The sequence below is a fragment of the Neorhizobium petrolearium genome (assembly GCF_029854435.1).
Taxonomy (GTDB): domain Bacteria; phylum Pseudomonadota; class Alphaproteobacteria; order Rhizobiales; family Rhizobiaceae; genus Neorhizobium; species Neorhizobium petrolearium.
Window position 1 is genome coordinate 695,245 of sequence record NZ_CP123001.1, and the last position, 19,032, is coordinate 714,276.

Annotated in this window: 18 protein-coding genes and 2 pseudogenes; 12 read left to right on the forward strand and 8 right to left on the reverse strand. The window is 60.0% G+C overall.

The window, feature by feature from the left end; genetic code table 11:
- The first annotated feature begins 65 nt into the window (after positions 1-65).
- Complete coding sequence (locus QEO92_RS30135; protein WP_227705893.1) at positions 66-995, forward strand: AraC family transcriptional regulator; 930 nt, start codon at positions 66-68, stop codon at positions 993-995.
- A 70-nt stretch (positions 996-1,065) separates the two neighbouring features.
- On the opposite strand, the gene QEO92_RS30140 is transcribed toward QEO92_RS30135, so the two are convergent.
- The 5 genes and pseudogenes from QEO92_RS30140 to QEO92_RS30160 all read right to left on the reverse strand — a co-directional run bounded on the left by QEO92_RS30140 (position 1,066) and on the right by QEO92_RS30160 (position 5,002).
- Positions 1,066-1,854: a sulfite exporter TauE/SafE family protein gene (locus tag QEO92_RS30140; protein ID WP_407722189.1), complete on the reverse strand. Its 789-nt coding sequence runs from the start codon at positions 1,852-1,854 to the stop codon at positions 1,066-1,068.
- 50 nt (positions 1,855-1,904) lie between these two features.
- Positions 1,905-2,033: pseudogene (locus QEO92_RS30145) on the reverse strand (YeeE/YedE family protein); the annotation flags it as partial.
- On the reverse strand, positions 2,030-2,371 hold the full coding sequence (gene bigR / locus QEO92_RS30150) for a sulfite-sensing transcriptional repressor BigR (RefSeq protein WP_227705746.1): 342 nt from the start codon (positions 2,369-2,371) through the stop codon (positions 2,030-2,032). The gene bigR and the pseudogene QEO92_RS30145, both read right to left, overlap by 4 nt.
- The gene (blh, locus tag QEO92_RS30155) at positions 2,368-3,666 is read right to left on the reverse strand and encodes a bifunctional sulfur transferase/dioxygenase Blh (protein ID WP_227705747.1); all 1,299 of its coding nucleotides are present in this window, start codon (positions 3,664-3,666) and stop codon (positions 2,368-2,370) included. The genes bigR and blh overlap by 4 nt, the downstream gene beginning before the upstream one ends.
- 268 nt (positions 3,667-3,934) lie before the next feature.
- A complete protein-coding gene (locus QEO92_RS30160) occupies positions 3,935-5,002 on the reverse strand; it encodes an IS110 family RNA-guided transposase (RefSeq protein ID WP_210059136.1) in 1,068 nt (355 codons plus the stop codon).
- A gap of 246 nt (positions 5,003-5,248) precedes the next feature.
- On the opposite strand from QEO92_RS30160, the gene QEO92_RS30165 reads away from it, so the two are divergent.
- The 3 genes and pseudogenes from QEO92_RS30165 to QEO92_RS30175 all read left to right on the forward strand — a co-directional run.
- On the forward strand, positions 5,249-5,704 hold the full coding sequence (locus tag QEO92_RS30165; RefSeq protein WP_227705748.1) for a hypothetical protein: 456 nt from the start codon (positions 5,249-5,251) through the stop codon (positions 5,702-5,704).
- Complete coding sequence (locus QEO92_RS30170) at positions 5,701-6,507, forward strand: DUF2243 domain-containing protein (protein WP_227705749.1); 807 nt, start codon at positions 5,701-5,703, stop codon at positions 6,505-6,507. The genes QEO92_RS30165 and QEO92_RS30170 overlap by 4 nt, the downstream gene beginning before the upstream one ends.
- Before the next feature lie 218 nt (positions 6,508-6,725).
- Positions 6,726-6,830 (forward strand): annotated as a pseudogene (locus QEO92_RS30175) (3-ketoacyl-ACP reductase); the annotation flags it as partial.
- Between the two features lie 36 nt (positions 6,831-6,866).
- On the opposite strand, the gene QEO92_RS30180 reads toward QEO92_RS30175, so the two are convergent.
- From QEO92_RS30180 to QEO92_RS30190, 3 genes are all read right to left on the reverse strand, one after another.
- A complete protein-coding gene (locus QEO92_RS30180; RefSeq protein ID WP_037145362.1) occupies positions 6,867-7,088 on the reverse strand; it encodes a DUF982 domain-containing protein in 222 nt (73 codons plus the stop codon).
- Between the two features lie 265 nt (positions 7,089-7,353).
- Positions 7,354-8,862, reverse strand: coding sequence for an aldehyde dehydrogenase (gene adh / locus QEO92_RS30185; protein WP_227705750.1), 1,509 nt, complete (start codon positions 8,860-8,862; stop codon positions 7,354-7,356).
- 142 nt (positions 8,863-9,004) lie between these two features.
- Positions 9,005-9,958, reverse strand: a complete 954-nt coding sequence (locus tag QEO92_RS30190; RefSeq protein ID WP_227705751.1) for a helix-turn-helix domain-containing protein — start codon at positions 9,956-9,958, stop codon at positions 9,005-9,007.
- 495 nt (positions 9,959-10,453) lie between these two features.
- On the opposite strand from QEO92_RS30190, the gene QEO92_RS30195 reads away from it, so the two are divergent.
- The 8 genes from QEO92_RS30195 (at position 10,454) to QEO92_RS30230 (ending at position 18,990) form a co-directional block, all read left to right on the forward strand.
- On the forward strand, positions 10,454-10,921 hold the full coding sequence (locus QEO92_RS30195) for a MarR family winged helix-turn-helix transcriptional regulator (RefSeq protein WP_227705752.1): 468 nt from the start codon (positions 10,454-10,456) through the stop codon (positions 10,919-10,921).
- 11 nt (positions 10,922-10,932) lie between these two features.
- Positions 10,933-11,631, forward strand: coding sequence for an SDR family NAD(P)-dependent oxidoreductase (locus QEO92_RS30200; protein ID WP_227705753.1), 699 nt, complete (start codon positions 10,933-10,935; stop codon positions 11,629-11,631).
- A gap of 1 nt (position 11,632) precedes the next feature.
- Positions 11,633-12,964, forward strand: a complete 1,332-nt coding sequence (locus QEO92_RS30205) for an NAD(P)/FAD-dependent oxidoreductase (RefSeq protein WP_227705754.1) — start codon at positions 11,633-11,635, stop codon at positions 12,962-12,964.
- A 137-nt stretch (positions 12,965-13,101) separates the two neighbouring features.
- The gene (locus QEO92_RS30210; RefSeq protein ID WP_227705755.1) at positions 13,102-14,775 is read left to right on the forward strand and encodes a peptide ABC transporter substrate-binding protein; all 1,674 of its coding nucleotides are present in this window, start codon (positions 13,102-13,104) and stop codon (positions 14,773-14,775) included.
- 116 nt (positions 14,776-14,891) lie between these two features.
- A complete protein-coding gene (locus tag QEO92_RS30215) occupies positions 14,892-15,842 on the forward strand; it encodes an ABC transporter permease (RefSeq protein ID WP_227705756.1) in 951 nt (316 codons plus the stop codon).
- Positions 15,843-15,855: 13 nt separating this feature from the next.
- Entirely contained in the window at positions 15,856-16,740 is an 885-nt protein-coding gene (locus tag QEO92_RS30220) for an ABC transporter permease (RefSeq protein ID WP_227705757.1), read from the forward strand.
- 10 nt (positions 16,741-16,750) lie between these two features.
- Positions 16,751-18,076, forward strand: a complete 1,326-nt coding sequence (locus tag QEO92_RS30225) for an NAD(P)/FAD-dependent oxidoreductase (RefSeq protein WP_227705758.1) — start codon at positions 16,751-16,753, stop codon at positions 18,074-18,076.
- Positions 18,077-18,156: 80 nt separating this feature from the next.
- Positions 18,157-18,990, forward strand: coding sequence for an IS5 family transposase (locus QEO92_RS30230; RefSeq protein ID WP_210058921.1), 834 nt, complete (start codon positions 18,157-18,159; stop codon positions 18,988-18,990).
- Positions 18,991-19,032: the final 42 nt, after the last annotated feature.

The window sequence follows — 19,032 nt, forward strand, 5'->3', positions numbered from 1 at the left end:
TTGACAATTAATATCCACGACTGTGCAGTTCGACTGCAAATCCTCTGAACATCTTGCCAAATCCTATGATCCCGCTCGGCAAACAATCATCACATGCAGCCCTGCTGGATCTCGCTTCCCGACTTGCGCCGCAGCAGGGATACAACCCTACTGGCCTCCGGGAGGTGAGGCTGCTGAGGACGGAGGCGGTCCTGCGCGACATCCCTGTCCTCTACAAGCCAGGGGCGGTCTTCGTGCTGCAGGGGCGCAAGCAGGGAATCCTCGACGACGAGGTCCTTGTCTATGACGAGGAGCACTATCTGGCAGTTTCGGTGCCAGTGCCATTTCGCATGGAGTCTGTAGCGACCACTGAGCGGCCGCTGCTCGCGATCTATGTCGAATTCGACATGCAACTCGCGGCTGAACTGGCCTCGGCAGCTGCCGGCTGGGGCTTCAGCGCGGGACTGAAAAGAGCGAGGGCACTTGTATCCAGCAGGATGGACGCTTGCATGGAGGATGTGCTCCTGCGTCTGCTGTCGGCACTTTGCGACCCGATGGAAACCGCGATTCTCGGTGCAGGCATACTGCGCGAACTGCATTACCGGGTGCTGACCGGCCCGCAGGGAGATGCGATGCTCAATGCTCTGGAAAAAGACAGTGCCTCGGGGAGGATTGTGCAGAGCCTCGTCCGCTTGCGCGACACCTATAATGCAGAAATCTCGGTGCCGGCGCTCGCCGCAGAAGCCGCAATGAGCGTACCTTCCTACCATGCACATTTCAGGGCGCTCACCGGTAGCAGCCCGATGCAATACGTCAAGGCTATCCGTCTGCATGAAGCGCGGTTGATGCTGGCGCGTGGTGAGAAGACGATTGCGCAGGTGGCGCTCTCTGTCGGCTATGTCAGCCCTGCGCAGTTCAGCCGCGACTTCAGGCGATATTTCGGGCGCACGGCCTCGGAAGAGGTGAAATGGGTCCGTGAGCATATCGGTGAACTTGCCACGGGCCCTCCGGCATGAAGGCGGCTATCTGACCGTCATAAAGCCGGCGCCGCGGAAACAGAAACGCGTCCTGCATTGCCCTGCGCACTCAGCCAGTCATCAACGTCCCCCAGTTCCGATACAGGATGTAAGCCGCGACCACAAAGATAAGGGCTGCGAACAGGCGGTTGAGGATGTTCTTGTAGGCGCTGAGCCGTGTGGCGAGCAGCATGCCGAGCACGCCGCCGATGATGCCGCCGCCGATGAATTCGGTCGCGAGCCACCAGTCAATCAGGCCCGAGCTGGCATAGTTGAGTGCGGTCGCCAGTCCGAACGCACCGACGGAAAGGAGCGAGGTGCCGATCGCGTTGATCATCGGCATGCCCGTTGCCAGCATGAGGCCGGGAACGATCAGGAAGCCCCCGCCGATCCCGAAGAACCCGGAGGCCGCGCCGGCTGCGAGTGCCACGGCCGCTGTTATGAGGCACATCCTGAGGTCCACGGGGCGACAGTCGACTGCCACCGCCTTCCTGGGCTTCAGCATCAGGACGCCGACGACAACCATCAGGATGCCGAACATGAAGATCAGGCGGTCTCCGTCGATCGCCTTGCCGAGGCTGGAGCCGGCAAGGGCGCCGACAACGCCGAGCGCGGAGAAGACGGCGGCGCAGCGCCACCAGACGTGGCCTTTGATCGCGTGGCTTGCAAAGTTCGCGAAGGCACTCACCGAGACCGCAAGCGCACCCGTGCCGATGGCGACATGCGGTTGCGTCACGCCGACGACGTAGAGGAGCAGCGGCGTCGCCAGAATGGACCCGCCGCCGCCAAGCAGGCCGAGCATGAAGCCGACGACCCCGCCCGAACCGACCGCCGCGAGGATGGAGCTGGTTACGAACATCTGGTCCATACTCTGTCAGCCGCCGGCCAGGGACAGACGCCGCCGATCCATCCGATCCGCTGGGCAAGATGCCCGACGACGCCCTTGATGCCGGCCACGCGGCTGTTCAGAAGCTGAAGCCTGACCGCGGAGGTGCCAATCAGCATGCCGTCACTCAATGATGAGAGGTATGTGCTCACTTGTCTTCATTCACGCAGTAGATGTCATAGAGGGCTGCGACCAGTTGCGCGGCCTTTTCCTCCGTCAGGCGATAGAAGATCTGTTTGCCCTCCCGCCGCGTCTCGACGATGCCGGAACCGCGCAGCACGGTCAGGTGCTGCGACAGATGCGGCTGATGGACGTCGACCTTCTCTTCCAGCTCACCGACCGAATACTCGCCTTCCACCAGAGTGCAGACGATCACCAGACGTGCCGGATGGGACAGTGTCTTCAAGAGGTTCGCGACCTCCCCGGCGCGCCTGGCAAGGTCGGCGGGGGATGGCCCCGCCTTCAGCATGTCGTTTATCGGGGCGCTCATTCCCAAGCCGCTCCCTGCAAAGCATCCAGCGGAAACTTGAGGTAGCGCTTGCCATTGCTCTCCGGTTCCGGCAGGCGACCGCCGCGGATATTTACCTGCAAGGCGTGCAGGATGAGCTTCGGCATCGGCAGGGTCTTGTCGCGCTTGGTGCGCAATGCCACGAACGCCTCCTCCGTCACACCGGCGACGTGCGGGTTGGATTTCTTCTGCTCCGCCACCGTGCTCTCCCATCGCGGTGCGCGGCCATCGGGCTGGTAGTCGTGGCCCGTGAATATCCGGGTTTCGTCCGGAAGCCCCAGGATGTCCTGGATCGACTTCCACAGTATTCGTGCATCGCCACCGGGAAAATCGGCGCGCGCCGTGCCGCTGTCGGGCATGAAGAGCGTGTCGTGCACGAAGGCTGCGTCGCCGATCACGTAGGTGATCGATGCAAGCGTATGTCCAGGCGAAAACAGCACTTTCGCGTCGATCGAGCCGACCTTGAAGGCTTCACCATGGGAAAACAGCCGGTCCCATTGCGAACCATCCGTCACCAGTTCCGGCCAGTTGTAGATGCCCTTCCAGAGCTTCTGCACATCCACGACGCGCTCGCCGATCGCCGTTCGGGCGCCGGTCTTATCCTTCAGGTATTGAGCCGCCGAGAAGTGGTCGGCATGTGGATGCGTGTCGAGGATCCATTCGACCGTAAGATTGTTGTCGCGGACGTAGTCCAGGATCGCATCGGCATTGGTGGTCGCCGTCGCTCCCGCCTTCTCGTCGAAATCCAGAACCGGATCGATGATCGCGCACTTGCCGGTGGCCGGATCGGACACGACGTACTGGACACTCCACGTGCGCCTGTCGAAGAAGCCTTGCACCTGCGGGCGTCGGGCAGCATGCTTATCGAGCCAGGCGGCAGCGGCGCTGGTATTGAAGCCGCGGCTGCGTCCGAACTCGACGACCTCGTCGGCCGACATGCGACCGTCAAGCACCTCACCGATCAGGTAAAGGTTGAGCGAGCGCGTGCCGCTCTTGCAGTGAGCGAGCACAGGTCCGTCCGATTCATCGATCACCCGCTGGACGGCACGCACGTCGGCTTCGGTGATCGTATCGGCCGTGACCGGGATGAAGGCGTAGGAGAGGCCGCAGTGTTTCGCCTCCTGCTGTTCGGCTTGATTGCCTGGTTGACCAGGCTCTTCGCGTTCCGGGCGGTTGTTGATGAGCGTCAGGAAGCCCTGATCCCGAAATGATTGAATCTCCGCGAGGCTGGGCTGGGCGGCGACCGACAGCTTTTTCGAGATCTCGATGGCAGACATGAGTGGCTCCAATGAAAGAACACAAGGGGCAAAACACCTTCGGTTGGCGGCTTTTCCTTGGGTTCGGTTATGTTTTGACCGGCGTTTTGACCGATCGGCTAAATCTCTTCCCTCCGCTGGACAGGTTGTTCCCGTCCTTCGGTCTTGAACCATGCTCCAATGCGTGACCCTGATGCGTCAGCTTCGGTCACAGAATGGCGTTCGGCTCCCGGTTTCCCATTCTCCTTTAAGAGCGCAGCCCAGTTTTACCGGGCTCGCTAGCCACTCATCAGGACAACCGGGATATTGTCGACGCGCCTTCCGTGGTGCTGGTGTCGCGCTGCTCATAGGCGCGCTGATCACGCAGGATCTGGAAGGCGATCGTCAAAAGCTTGCGCGCGATGGCCACACGCGCCTTGTTCACTCCTCTGAACTTCAGATGCTCGTATTGGGCCTGCAGCTGCGCATCGCTGGCGATGGCGGGGGCGACCGCCTCGACGAAGGCCCAGCGCAGCCACTTGTTGCCCTGCTTGATGATTTTGCCGTGAAAGGTCTTGCCGCCGCTCGAATAGGTCGACGGCACAAGCCCGGCATAGGCGGCAAGCTTCTTCGGGTTGCGAAACCGCGATATGTCATCGATCTCCGCATCGATCAGCCGGGCGAAGAACTCGCCGATGCCGGGGATCGTCTTCAACAGCTTCACATTGGCATTGGCTTTGGTCATCGCCCGGATAGTTGCTTCCGACTGTTTGATCCTGACATCGATGTCGCCGATGAAGGCAAGACCTCGGTCGATCTGAATGCGGTCGATCTCCGAGACCTTGACCTGCGCAAGTTGAATGCGGCCGGCCTTGCCGAACAGATCACCAAGCTTCTTCAACTGCGCCGTCTGCTCGGGATAGCGATCAAACACCGTGACGATGCGGTTCTTCACCATCGTGCGCAGCCGCACATAAAACATCCGCTCGCGTAGCGCGACACGCAGCTGTCGTGCCTTTTCGCTGGGCGCCCAGGCCTCCGGCACCAGGTCGGCCCTGAGCAGATGCGCCAGCACCGTCGCATCGATCTTGTCGGTCTTGATCTTGGCATCGGCAATCGCCTTGACCTTCCACGGGTGGGCGAGAACGACATCATCACAAATGTCGTCGAGCCAGTCGTACATCACCATCCAGTTGCGGGTCGCCTCGACAACCGCGTGGCTGTTGTCGCGGTAGCGTTCCAGAAACCCGCCGAGCGACTGGCGGTCGTTCTTCACCCGACCGGAGCGCAACGTCTTGCCACCGCTGTCCTGGACGACCAGATGGCTGTAGGATTTGTGGTAGTCCACGCCGATATGGTAATCGTAAGAGGCAGTCATGCTTCCAACTCCCTTGTTGAGATCTGCAAAACCCCAATAAGGTAAGCCCAAAGGCCGGAAGTGTGACTGTCCCTCGATCTTCACCTGCATGTCAGTGATCCGTTCTCTCAACGGCCGCGGCCTCTTTCATGCCATCTCCTTGGCTAAGATGACTATACATTATAACATATTGTATAATGTTATTCTTTCAAGAGTGACTTGGAACTTTGGGCACTTTCCCTGGTTGTTGGGCGAAGGAGAAAGGCCATGGCTACGACCACCGCCAATCGGGTCAGCACCCAGACTTCCGACGAGATCAACCGTCGCCTGCGCCGCGAGATGCAAGACAGGCTTGCCTATTACGAAGTTCATCCTGACCAGATCGAATCCCGGCTGGCGGAACTGGATCGAGAGTGGGACATCGAACGAACACTCGAGGCGAATGCCTCCTCATTGGCCTTCACCGGAACTGTGTTGGCAGCCACGGTAGACCGCCGCTGGCTGACGCTCCCCATTGTCGTGACGGGGTTCCTGTTCCAGCACGCGGTGCAGGGCTGGTGTCCGCCGCTGCCGATCCTGCGCCGGCTGGGTTTTCGGACGGCTGAGGAGATCAATCAGGAACGCTATGCGCTAAAGGCGCTCAGAGGTGATTTCGAAGCCCATGGCGGCAACAAGCTCGATGCGGTGCTTCGAGCCATCGGCATCAGACGAGGCAGCGCATGACGCCGGCGTCCATCGATCTGGAAGAAACTGATGATCGCGGCTTCCCCGCGGCACTGACCTGGTCAGGATATGCACTGGGCTTTGGACTGGGTGGGTTCTTCGATGGAATACTGCTGCACCAGATCCTGCAATGGCATCATCTCCTGAGCGGCATCGAGGAGGCGCGCCAGGACATCCGGGTGCTGATCCTGGCGGACGGACTTTTCCACGCCCTGATGTATGTCATCGCCGCGGCGGGGCTGTGGCTGCTGTGGCGGTCGCGGCACGCCTTCGCTTCCGGCGGAGCAGACAGACTGCTGTTCGCGAACGCATTGATGGGCTTCGGCGCCTGGCATGTCCTCGACAGTGTCCTTTCCCACTGGATACTCGGAATCCACCGTATCCGGATGGACGTCGAGAACCAGTTGTTCTGGGATCTCCTGTGGTTCGCCGTGTTCGGGCTCGTGCCTCTGGCGCTTGGGATGCTGATGCGCAGGAACAGCAAAGGAGACGGTGGGCGCCGTATCCCGAAAGGACCGGCGGCACTTGTTATAGCGGTATCCATTGCAGGCCCTCTTGCGGCACTACCCGCTCCGAACGATGGAACCGTCATGATCGTGTTTGGTCCCGGCACCACCGCCGCACGGGCCATGCAAGGCCTTGAGGCAAGTCGCGGCCGCCTGCTGTGGTCCGATGCGTCCGATACCGTCTGGGCCGTCGACATATCCGGCGGAGGGGATGCGAAGCAGTTTTACGATCATGGCGCGCTCCTGATCGGCAATTCGATCCTGCCAGCGGGATGCTTCATCTGGACGCGGGTCTGAGACCGTCAGAGCGGAAAGCAGGCTCTTGCTGTAAACCAGCGGCCGCCTCTTTCGAACGTCAGGCTGCCCCCGAGACGATCGAGCGCCATTGCTTCGGGTGACCGAATTTTACTTGTCCGCGTCCATGTCGGTGAAGCGGGCTTCCGTGTTCAACTTCATTGCCGCCTGCCGGTCAGAATTCCAGCCCGGGCCGAGGCCCATCCGCACGGTGAGGTATTCTCGCTGTCAATCTCAAAGGCACGTTCGATGGCCTCCGGGAGGCTGCCAGACGGTTGCGTGACGGAGGTCGCGTCGTCAATTTCTCGAGCAGCGTCGTCGGTCTCTACCGATGGTAAGAGGATTATCGTTCGGCCATTGGTCTAATTGAGCTGCGCGGACTTCAACGCCGCTTCAAACTTTTCGCGCGCCTCGTCAGGTGATTGTCGTCCATCCAACGCCGCAAGGATTGCGTTTTCCGCAATTGCGAAGTCGCGGTCCTTCAGGTGAGGCCAGTCGGATATCATGAAGTTGTGCGCTTCGAGCGGCCCGAATATCAAATGGCCACCGGCGCGGACAGGTTTGTCCCATCTCAGCGTCAGCATTGTCGTTCCTCCTTCCCTGGAAATAGCGCTTGCGCTCGGAAAGGCAATGAGGCGACTGTCCGAGAAAACGAAACGCTTAATCATAAGGGATTTTCAAGTCGCCAATGACGCTGGCAAAATGCCTGCCGAATTTCCCGGCCCGTAGGCGGATTGCCTGGTGCGAATGACGATGGCCGCCTGTTGCCTTGCCCAGCCTTCTTATGGGAAGACTGGGCACAACCGGGAGCTCCCGACATCCCCGGAAGCCGAGCGGTTTCTTGAAAAATCAGAAGAAACCGAGTGGCTTGGGATCGTAGCTCACCAGCATGTTCTTGGTTTGCTGGTAGTGGTCGAGCATCATCTTGTGCGTTTCGCGACCGATGCCGGATTGCTTATAGCCGCCGAAGGCGGCATGCGCCGGATAGGCATGGTAGCAGTTCGTCCAGACGCGCCCTGCCTGGATCTCGCGCCCGAAGTGATAGGCTCTCATCCCGTCGCGCGTCCACACACCGGCGCCAAGGCCATACTGCGTGTCATTGGCGATTTCGAGCGCCTCCTTCTCGTCCCTGAAGGTCGTGACGGAGACCACCGGACCGAAGATCTCCTCCTGAAAGATGCGCATCTTGTTGTGACCCCGGAAAATGGTGGGCTTCACGTAATAGCCGTTCGAAAGCTCCCCGCCGAGATCGTTACGCGCTCCACCGGTCAAAACTTCGGCACCTTCCTGCCTGCCGATCTCGAGATAGGAGAGGATCTTTTCGAGCTGTTCGTGAGAAGCTTGCGCTCCGAGCATTGTCGAGGGATCGAGGGGATTGCCCTGCTTGATCGCGTCAACGCGCTTGATCGCCTTTTCCATGAAGCGATCGTAGATCGATTCCTGAATGAGCGCACGGCTCGGGCAAGTGCAGACCTCACCCTGGTTCAGTGCGAACATCGCAAAACCTTCCAGCGCCTTGTCGAGGAAATCGTCGTCTTCGGCCATCACGTCGGCGAAGAAGATATTGGGCGATTTGCCGCCGAGTTCGAGCGTGACCGGGATCAGGTTCTGGCTTGCATATTGCATGATGAGCCGTCCGGTGGAGGTTTCGCCCGTGAAGGCGATCTTGGCGATCCGGTTGCTGGTGGCAAGCGGCTTGCCGGCTTCGAGGCCGAAGCCGTTGACGATGTTAAGCACACCGGCCGGCAGGAGATCGCCGACGATTTCTGCCCAGACAAGGATGGAAGCCGGCGTCTGCTCGGCCGGTTTGATGACGACGCAATTGCCGGCGGCAAGCGCCGGAGCGAGCTTCCAGGCCGCCATCAGGATCGGGAAATTCCACGGAATGATCTGCCCGACGACACCCAAAGGCTCGTGGAAATGATAAGCGACGGTATCGTGGTCGATCTCGCCGATCGAGCCTTCCTGGGCGCGGATGCAGGAGGCGAAGTAGCGGAAGTGATCGATTGCCAGCGGGATGTCGGCAGCCATCGTCTCTCGGATCGGCTTGCCGTTATCCCAGCTCTCGGCCTGGGCAAGCACCTCCAGCTTATCTTCCATCCGCTGCGCGACCTTCATCAAGATATTGGCGCGCTCGGTGGTCGAGGTTCGGCCCCATTTGTCCTTTGCGGCATGCGCGGCGTTGAGCGCGGCCTCGATATCCTTCTCGTCGGATCGCGGTATTTCGCAGATCTTGCCGCCGGTAACCGGCGTGATGTTATCGAAATACCGGCCGCCGACCGGCTCATGCCATTCGCCGCCGATATAGTTGCCGTATTTGAGCTTGAACGGAGATTCGATAATTTTCTGATGCAGCATCTGATCCTCCCGGAATAGCCAGGTTCACGACGAACCTGAGGGGGAAACTGCCCATCTTCTGATCCGGATGACAGAGCCGCAGCGTCATACCGCATTGCACAGTGTCGCAAATCTGCGACACATCCGGCCTGCCAAGTTTGCATCAATGTAATCCGAGCCTCTTGATCTTGCGGTGCAATGTCGCCCGGCTCATGCCGAGAGATATTGCTGCCTGCGAGACATTGCCGTTGGTGCGCGATAGCGCCCTCAGAAGAGCCGCGCGTTCCGCTCCCCGCAAGCCGTTTTGTTCCGAATTGGCATCTTCCTCGAGGAGATCCGATGCGGGCATACCGCCGGCAATCCGCTGGTCGTCGATATCGAGTGCCAGACGTGCCGCCCTTGTCGCGCCGATCACCATGTCATTCCCATCCACCGCGAGCAATGCAGAGACTGCGCTACTCTCCGTCGGCACCACGACGAAACGCGCGGCTGCGAACGCACTGCAAAACAATTGCAGTTCGATCCGCATGGCGGCTTCGCGGACAGTCTGCGAGATGATCGAAAGGGTGATCTCATTGATGTCGTCGCGGCAGGTCGAAACATCCAGCGCTCCAACAAGCTGCGCGCGATGATCGCGGATCGGCGCGGTCGTGCAGCTCAGATTGGTGGTAGACGCGAAGAAATGCTGATCACGGATGATGGAAACGGAACGTTCGTCGGCTATTGCCGTGCCGATCCCGTTTGTGCCGATGCTGGCTTCCGACCAAATGGAGCCTGTCCATAGACCGATGTCATGGAAGTCCTTGTCGTCTCCCGCCACCCCGCGCCGCTCGAGTGCGATGCCGCCACGATCGGTCAGCAGCAGGCAGCAGCCAGCCCTGCCGACCGTTTGAAAGAGGAGATCGAGTTCCCCGGTGGCATGGGCGACCAATTTGCCGGATCGCTCACGCGCCAACCGGAGTTCCTCCTCCGTCAGCCGTATGGGCAGCCGTTTCTCCTCCGGTGAAAGACGGTGCATGGTCATGCAGCGTCGCCACGATGCCACGATCCGGGAACTCGCGGCTGCGGACTGCGCGGATGCGTAGACCTGATTTGCATGCGTGACATGCTGGTTCATTGGCTTCTCCCGCAGAACATGGCCGATTGTCCCGTGAAAAAGATCATGCCGCAACTGCGCCGAAGGTCTAATGCGATTTGCCGTTTCTCAAGAATGGAAAGCGAGCATTCGCAGCCGAGCACACGAAGCGCTCGCCGAACATCTCCGCGGCTTTGTGGTTACAAATCGCAACGCCTGCCCAATGTTTGCGCATTAAGGGGGTGTGAAAAATTTTTGGGCGCTCGGGCAAAATAATAGTTGCATAAGTCCACTAATGGGCGTTGAATGAAAACTGCAATACGAAAAGAGCGTGGACCGTCTCAAGCAGGATGGCGCTCTTGTTGATGTACCAAGCTTCTGGAAATGATGCAGTTTCGGCGATTAACCGGAAAACGGTTAATCATGCCTTTGCCCTAGGTATCTCTTGGCCGGCGAACTTCGTCTTGGCCGGCGGGAATGACTTACTTTGTTTTGCGAGGGATGATGGCCAGCGATCCGAAAGCGACGCGAAATCCGATGACCGAAATCGGGCTCGACGTGCTTGAGGACACGCTGAGCTTCTATATCAGGTCGCTGAATATGGCAGTCTCGCGCGATCTCGACCAAAGCCTGGAAGGGCTCGATGTAGCCCGCGGCACCGGTAAGATTACGACGCTGCTTCTGGTGGATCGGCATCCGGGAATCCGACCTTCGGTAATCGCGCAGATGATCCTGAAAGATCGCTCGGCAATGGGAAGGCTGCTCGAGCAGATGGAAGAGCACGGACTGCTGACGCGCGAAGTTTCATCGGACGACAATCGCGCGCAGGCTCTTTACATCACCGGGAAGGGAAGGGAACTCGCTGATCTTATCCGTCCGATCATCACCAGGCAGTCGCGGAATTTCTTTTCCGACATAACGGACGAGGAGCACGCAATGCTGATCCGGGTTCTCGGGCGTACCTACCGCCGCGTCGTCGGGCTTGAACCCAACGACGAAGTCTGAGGATCAGGACCATGGCAGATGAAAAGGTGGTTTTGATCTCAGGCGCCAATCGCGGTGTCGGCGCCGCCGCGGCAGAAGCCTTCGCGGCGGGAGGCTGGAGAGTTTCCCTTGGCATGCGGTCGCCGGTATTGCCGGTCTGGGCAGATGAGAACCGACATCAGGTGTGTGGTTACGACGCGACCGATCCGAAAGCCGGGGAGCGCTGGGTAGCGGCTGCTCTGGCACGGTTCGGCCGCATCGACGCCATCATCGCGAATGCAGGTGTCATGGTCGCCAAAACCGTGATCGAGGCTGAAGACGAAGACCTCGACGCCATGCTGACCGTCAATGTGAGGGCGCCGCGTCAGCTCGCCCGGGCCGCGTGGGAGCCGCTTGCGGCAGGCGGCCAAGGCAGGATCATCATCATCGCTTCACTCTCCGGCAAACGGGTGAAATCAGCTCGCTCCGGAACCTATTCGGTCAGCAAGTTTGCGGCGGTCGGGCTGGCTCACGCCCTTCGCCATGCCGGCTTTGATCAGGGTATCCGCGCAACCGCCGTTTGTCCGGGCTTCGTCGCGACTGACATGGCGCGCCGCCTGACCGACCGGGATGATCGGCTGATGACGAGCCCAGACGATCTTGCCCGCATTATCGTGATGCTCGTTTCTTTGCCGAACGAGGCGTCGGTCGCAGAGTTCGCCATAAATTGCCAGCTGGAGGAGTCCTTCTGACATGCCCGGACCCTATGTCGTTCCCGTTCAGGGTGATGCGGAGCTGCCGAAAGAGGTCGATGTCGTTGTTATCGGCGGCGGTATCATAGGCACTTCCACCTCGCTGGAACTTGCAGAACGGGGCATGCGCGTGGCGCTCTGCGAAAAAGGCGGCATAGGTCATGAGCAGTCGAGCCGTAACTGGGGTTGGGTGCGTATCTCCAGGCGGGATCCACGTGAAGTTCCGTTGATGGCCGAGGCGTTGCGCATATGGGCGGATCTCGATCGCCGCACGGGTCGCGATACCGGCTACAAACGCGCCGGCATCGTGTTCACCTGTGCCGATGACAGGGCTTATGCAGAACACGAACGCTGGAACAAGAATCTGGAAGGTTATCAGCTCGAGTCCCGCATGCTGAGCGCCAAGGATTTCAGGGAAAAATATCCCGGTTCCGACATGAAGCTTGCCGGCGCGCTGTACACCGCCGCCGACGGCCGCGCCGAGCCGCAAAAAGCCGCTCCGGCGATCGCCGAGGCGGCGCGCGACAAGGGCGCCCATATTTTGACCGAATGCGCCGTGCGCGGCTTGCAGCTTTCCGGCGGGCGGGTGTCCGGCGTCGTCACCGAGCGTGGAGAGATCGCCTGCAAGTCCGTCGTCCTTGCGGGCGGTGCCTGGTCCAGCCTCTTTCTCGGCAACAACGGCCTCGACCTGCCGCAACTCAAGGTCATGAACTCGGTCATGCGCACCAAGCCTCTGGAAGGCGGGCCGGAGGAAGCCATCTGGTCGAGCGGCTTCGCCATCCGCAAACGCCAGGATGGCGGCTACACGATCGCCAACGGCTTCCAGAACATCGTGGATATCGTGCCGGCCTCGTTCCGCTATGCGACGAAGTTCCTGCCGGCGCTGATGCATGAATGGCGTTCATTGAGCTTCCGGTTCGGCGGCCGGTTTTATGACGAATACCGCATTCCACGGCGCTGGGAGCTCGATGAGCCAAGTCCCTTCGAATACCATCGCGTCCTTGACCCGATCCCGTCCAAGGCGATGGCCGAGAGCGCGCTCGTCAAGCTGAAGAAGGCGTTTCCGGTTTTTGAAAGGGCGGAAATCACCCAGCGCTGGGCAGGGCTTATCGACGTGACGCCGGATGCGGTTCCGGTGATTGACGCGCTGGATGCCATACCGGGCTTCCATGTCGCCACGGGCTTTTCCGGCCACGGTTTTGGCATCGGTCCGGCTGCGGGCCGGCTGATGGCCGATATCGTCACCGGCCGCGAGCCCGTCGTCGATCGGAAGGCCTTCCGTTTCGGCCGTTTTTCCGATGGCTCGAAGATCGAACTGATCAGCGGCTTCTAAGAGCCGCTTCTGCCTTTACGGCCCGGTTTCTCCGGAGCCCTTCGCAGAGGCGCCGCCCCGGCGGCGTATCACCGTCAACGTCCCGCAAGAGGGCGGTCAGATAAGCAGTTCCAGAAAATCAACAAAGGGGTACAGCTATGTCAGACAAGGAAGTTACAGTTTTTACGCATCCCACCCGGCGGCAGGCACTGACGCTGATGATGGCGGCAGGTTCTGCAGGTCTTTTCATGCCGAACATCCTCGGCAAGGGCGAAGCTCAAGCCGCTCCGCCCGCCAAGCCGACCGGCAAAGTCATCATCGGCTTTTCGCAGGAGCCGACCGTATTCAATCCCCATATGCCGCATATCGAGGTCGATGAAGGCGTCTCGTTCTCGATCTTCGATCCTCTTTTCGGCATCGGGCCGGACGGCAGTTTCTATCCGGCGCTTGCCAGGGAAGTGCCGAGCGTCGAGAACGGCGGCATTTCGGCTGATGGCCTCACCTGGAAGATCAAGCTGCGTGACGATGTGAAGTGGCATGACGGCAAATCTTTCACAGCCGAAGACGTAAAGTTTACGCTGGAGCTGCTTGTCGATCCGAATTTCCGCAGTTGGCGCAAGACCGGTCATGAGCATGTGCGCGAACTGACCGTCGTTTCCCCGACAGAAATCACTTGGAAGATGGCGGCGGCCTTCGCACCCTATGCCTCGATTCTCGCCGCCACCTTCATCGTGCCAAAGCACGCCTTCGACGGTGTGGCCGACAAGAACACGGCTCCGTTCAACAATGCGCCGATCGGAACGGGCGCCTTCAAGTGGGTGAACCGCGTTGCCGGCGACCATATCGAGCTTGAAGCGAACGCGGATTATTTCGGCGACGGTCCCTATTTGGAGCGGGTCATCTACAAATACATCCCGGATCTGACGGTGCTCTACACCCAGTTCAAGACCGGCGACATCGATGTCATCGGCCTCCAGTATATTACTCCGGATCATTATGACGAAGCCAAGAGCCTCGATGGCAAGAAAGTCAACGTCGTGCCGATGGCGACCGTCGAATCCTTTTCATTCAACATGGAAAAGCCGCAATTCAAGGACCCGGCGGTGCGGAAAGCGCTCTATGCGGCCATCGACAAGCAGACGATCATCGATGCGCTTTATTACGGCCTGCCCACTCCGACCGAAAGCTACATGCCGCAGCAGTCCTTCTATTACAATCCGGACCTGCCGAAGCATGAATACAACATGGAGACCGCGGAGAAGCTGCTGGACGACGCGGGTTGGGAGCTCGGCTCCGACGGCATACGGGCGAAGGACGGGATAAAGCTCTCGTTCACCAACTCCACGACGGCCGGCAATCATATCCGGGAACAGGTGCAGCAATATCTCCAGCAGTCCTTCAAGGAATTGGGCATCGAGATGAAGATCTCCAACCTGCCGCCGGCCGTCATGTGGGGTGATTATTGGATGATGTCGCAGTTCGACTCCGTCGTCGTCGGCATCAACTTCCTGACCGGCGCGGATCCGGATACGTCGGATTACATGAGATCCACGTCTTCCGCCGCAAAGGGAGGAGCAGGACAGAACACGTGGCAATATGCCAATCCCACTGTGGACAAGCTGCTTGAGGAAGGCGGTACGATTTTCGTGCCCGAGGAACGGAAGAAGATCTATTTCAAGATCCAGGAAACGGTCCGGAACGACCTGCCGCTTCTGCCGCTCTTCCAATACGCCACTGTTCGCGGTCACAAGGCAGGCGTCGACGGCGTGGAGCCAAACATCAATGTGCGCATCGACAGTTGGAACGTCGCAAGCTGGTATTGGGCGTCCTAACTCGTCGTCTGGAGGACCCGCGATCGGTCGGGTCCTCTCGTATTCCGTCCAACCAGGTCCGGAATGAGCGGCACGCATGTGCCCCGGATGCCGGCCCGGTACAATCGGAGACCGCCATGTTTCACTATCTCCTCGGCAGGCTCTGGCAAAGCCTTGTCCTGCTCGTCATCGTCTCGATGATCGGCTTTGCCGTCCTCAATCTCGCTCCGGGCGGACCGCTGTCTCAATATGCGCTGACACCCGGCATGACGCAGGAAGCGCTTAACCGGCTGGCCGAACAGATGGGCCTCAACCGGCCTCTGCCCATCCAATATGCCGATTGGCTGTGGCACCTCGTGCAGGGAGATTGGGGTCGCTCCTATCGCGATAACCAGCCGGTACTGGATGTCATCGGGCGGCATCTTTTTGCCACGCTGCTGCTGATGGGAACCTCGACCCTGATCTCGATACTCGTCGGCACCTGGATCGGCATCAAGGGTGCGGTAAAACGATATTCGGTCTTCGATTATGCGGCGACGGTCGGTGCCATGGTGGCGCTGTCGATCCCGACCTTCTGGTTCGGCCTTGTTGCGATTTATGTCTTCTCGCTATGGCTGAAGTGGCTTCCCGCCGGCAACATGTACACGATTGGCGACGGATCCTTCGGCGACTATGCGATCCACCTCATCATGCCGAGCCTGGTCCTCGCCTTCGTCAACGTTGCCGTATGGGGGCGATACATGCGTACCGCGACGCTGGAGGTCATCAACCAGGATTTCGTCCGCACGGCGCGCGCCAAAGGGTTGCCGGAGAAAACGGTCCTGATGAAGCACGTGGTCGGCAATGCGCTCCTGCCGATGATTACACTTGCCGGCCTTCAATTGCCGAGCATCCTTGGCGGCGCCCTGGTCACCGAAACGGTCTTCACCTGGCCAGGCATGGGGCGGCTTTTCCTCGATAGCCTCGGCTACAACGATTATCCGGTGGTCATGGGGCTTCTGATGTTCTCCGCCATGCTCGTGCTGGCCGGCAATCTGATTGCCGATCTGCTCGTTGCATTCGTCGATCCCCGCATTCGGCTCGGTTGAAAGGAGATCGCTCATGTCCGCTGTCGCTTCCCCTATCGCTATAGAGCAAATTCGCTGGTGGCAAAGCCGCACGCTGCGCCGTTTCATGCGCCATCGTCTCGCTCTCATCGGCGTGGCTATGATTGTCATCCTCACCTTCGCCTGTGTTTGCGGTCCCTGGCTGCTGCCCTATGATGAGCTTTATATCGACATCCGGGCCCGCTTCGCCTCGCCGATGACTGGAGCGCATATCTTCGGTACGGACCCGCTCGGTCGAGATATTGCGGCCCGCCTGTTCATGGCCGGGCGAATCTCTCTCCTCGTCGGTTTTTTCGCCATGCTGCTTTCCACCGCGATCGGTACGGTGATCGGCATCACTGCCGGCTATTATGGAGGGCGGCTGGGAGCGGCGTTGATGCGTTTCGTCGATGCGTTCCTGTCCTTTCCCTCGATCTTCCTTCTCCTGGTGCTCGCAGCCTTCATCAAGCCGAGCCCGTTCATGATCACCGTCATCATCGCGGTGACAAGCTGGATGGAGATTGCCCGTATCGTCGAGGCCGAGATCCGGTCGCTGCGGGAACGCGATTTCGTGATGGCCGCGCGCATGCTCGGCCTCAGGGATACCAAGATCATGTTCCGGGAGCTTTTGCCAAACGCGATCGGTCCGATCATCGTCGCCGCCACTCTCACCGTCGCTCGCGCCATTCTGCTCGAAGCCTATGTGAGCTTCCTGGGTTATGGCATTCAGCCGCCGCTGCCGAGCTGGGGCAACATGCTGAACGGTGCCCAGCAGTATCTCGACCGGGCACCCTGGCTCGCCATCGTGCCGGGTGTGGCGATCACGCTTGCGGTCACCAGCTTCAACTTCATCGGTGACGGGCTGCGCGACGCACTCGACGCCCGTAGCGATATCGATTGAGGAGAGGCAGATGGCGCGCTTTTCACCCTTCGAGGCGTCGCTCTGGTATGCGACCGCCGTTCCTGCTCCCGAGACGCCGGAGCTCGCGGGCACGGTAAGGACTGACATCGCCGTCGTCGGCGGCGGCTATACGGGGCTTACGACGACGCTGGAGCTTGCTCGCGCCGGGGTGAAGGTCGCGCTCATCGAGGCGCGGGAGACGGGCTTCGGCGGATCCGGCCGCAATGCCGGCCATTGCACCCCGACCTTTACGCATTATAGCCTGCCGGAACTCCGGGCAATGCTCGGAAAGCCCTGGGCGGATCGCCTCATCGAGCGCCAGACACGGGCAAACGACCGTGTCTCGGCGATGATCCGCGACTACCAGATCGACTGCGAATGGGTGCAGAACGGCTACGTGATGGCCGCCGCCAATCCCGGGGCGCTTTCGAAGCTTCGGGCCAAGGTCGATACATATAATGCAGTCGGTGCAAACACCCGTCTGATTGACAGAGGCGAGGTTGAGGCGATTACCGGCAGCCCGCGCTTTCACGGTGGCTGGTTTCACCCGGAAGGGGGGCATCTCAACCCGCTTTCCTATGCACGTGGCCTGACGCGAGCGGCCATGTCCGAAGGAGCCTGGATCTTCACTCGCTCCCCGGTGACAGGCTGCGAGCGTCATGCCGGCGGCGGCTGGTCGGTGAAAACGGAGAAAGGAGAGGTCATTGCAGACAAAGTGCTTTTCACGACCGGCGCCTACACGGTTGGCGGCTGGCCGAAGCTCGACCGGACTTTCAAGATTCAGCGCGTCTTCGTAGCCGCCACGCAGCCGCTGTCCGGGGACGAGCGCCGGACGGTACTGCCGCAGAACACCACGATCCATGACGGGCGCGGCGACATCTATGTCTACAAGTACAATCGGGAGGGCCGCATCGTCGCCTCCATGTTCCCCTTGGGCAGGCGCGGCAGCGACATGGCTTATACACGGCAGGTGATGACCGACCGGTTGAAATGGCTGCATCCGCAGATCCGCACCGACATTCGCTGGGAGTATTTCTGGTTCGGAGAATTGGACATGCAATACCGGACAGTTCCTCGTTTCTATAATCTCGCACCGGGAGTCGTGGCGCTCACCGGCCTTTCCGGGCGCGGCGTGCCGACCGGCTCCATGCTTGGCTCAGTCCTGTCGGAATGGGCTCTTGGCAAGCCGGACGACGAACTAGCGCTGAAGTTGGAACCGCTCTCGGCGGCGCCTTTCTACATGAGTTTCGCTCCGGCGATGACATTGCGTTACTACCGTTTCCGAGACAATCTCACGGCAAAACTTGCCGGCGCTCCATTGCCGCCGCATGCCTAAGAGCCTGACCGAAAAAGAGTTGAGTGAAATCAGCCAGTTGTGATTCCTTCGGATTTGCTTAGGATTCGATGGAGACCGCAATGGGCTGGACTGATTTCACCCGCCGCCAATATGGCCGACGGACGGTGCGTTATGCAAGTGATCTGACGGACAGGGAATGGCTGCTGATCGCTCCCTTTATGCCGACGCCACGCAGGCTCGGTCGACCGCGCAAGACGGAATTGCGTGAAGTTTTGAACGCACTGCTTTACATCGCATCGACCGGATGCCAATGGCGGATGCTGCCGAAGGATTTTCCACCCTATTCAACCGTGCAGGGTTACTTCTACGAGTGGCGGGCGACTGGCTTGTGGCTGCGGATCAACCATCATCTCGTTATGGAGACGCGCGAGCTGGAGGGAAAGGAAGCCTCGCCAACGGCGGGCGTGATCGACAGTCAGAGCGTCAAAACGACCGAAAGTGGCGGGATTGCGGGCTATGACGCGGGCAAGAAGACCAAAGGTCGCAAGCGTCATATTGTCGTCGACACGCTCGGCTTGATGGTGGGGCTCGTCGTTCACGGCGCAGACATTCAAGACCGCGACGGTGCGGCTGCAGTCCTTAAAACCATCCTCAGACGCTGGCCGTGGCTCAGGCACATCTTTGCTGACGGCGGTTATGCCGGTCCGAAACTGCGGGCAGCATTGCAGAAGGTCGCGAAGTTCACGCTCCAGATCGTCAAGCGAACAGACAAGGCAAAGGGCTTCGAAGTGCTGCCGCGTCGCTGGGTCGTGGAGCGCACATTCGCCTGGCTTGGTAGATGCAGGCGACTGACCAAAGACTGGGAGAAATCAATCGCCTCCGCTGAAACCTGGATGCTCATCGCCCACATCCGCATTCTCACCCGGAGGCTCGCAAGGTATTATGTCTATTGAGCTCTTTTCGAGTCAGGCTCTAAGGCTGCAGGCGAGGCAATA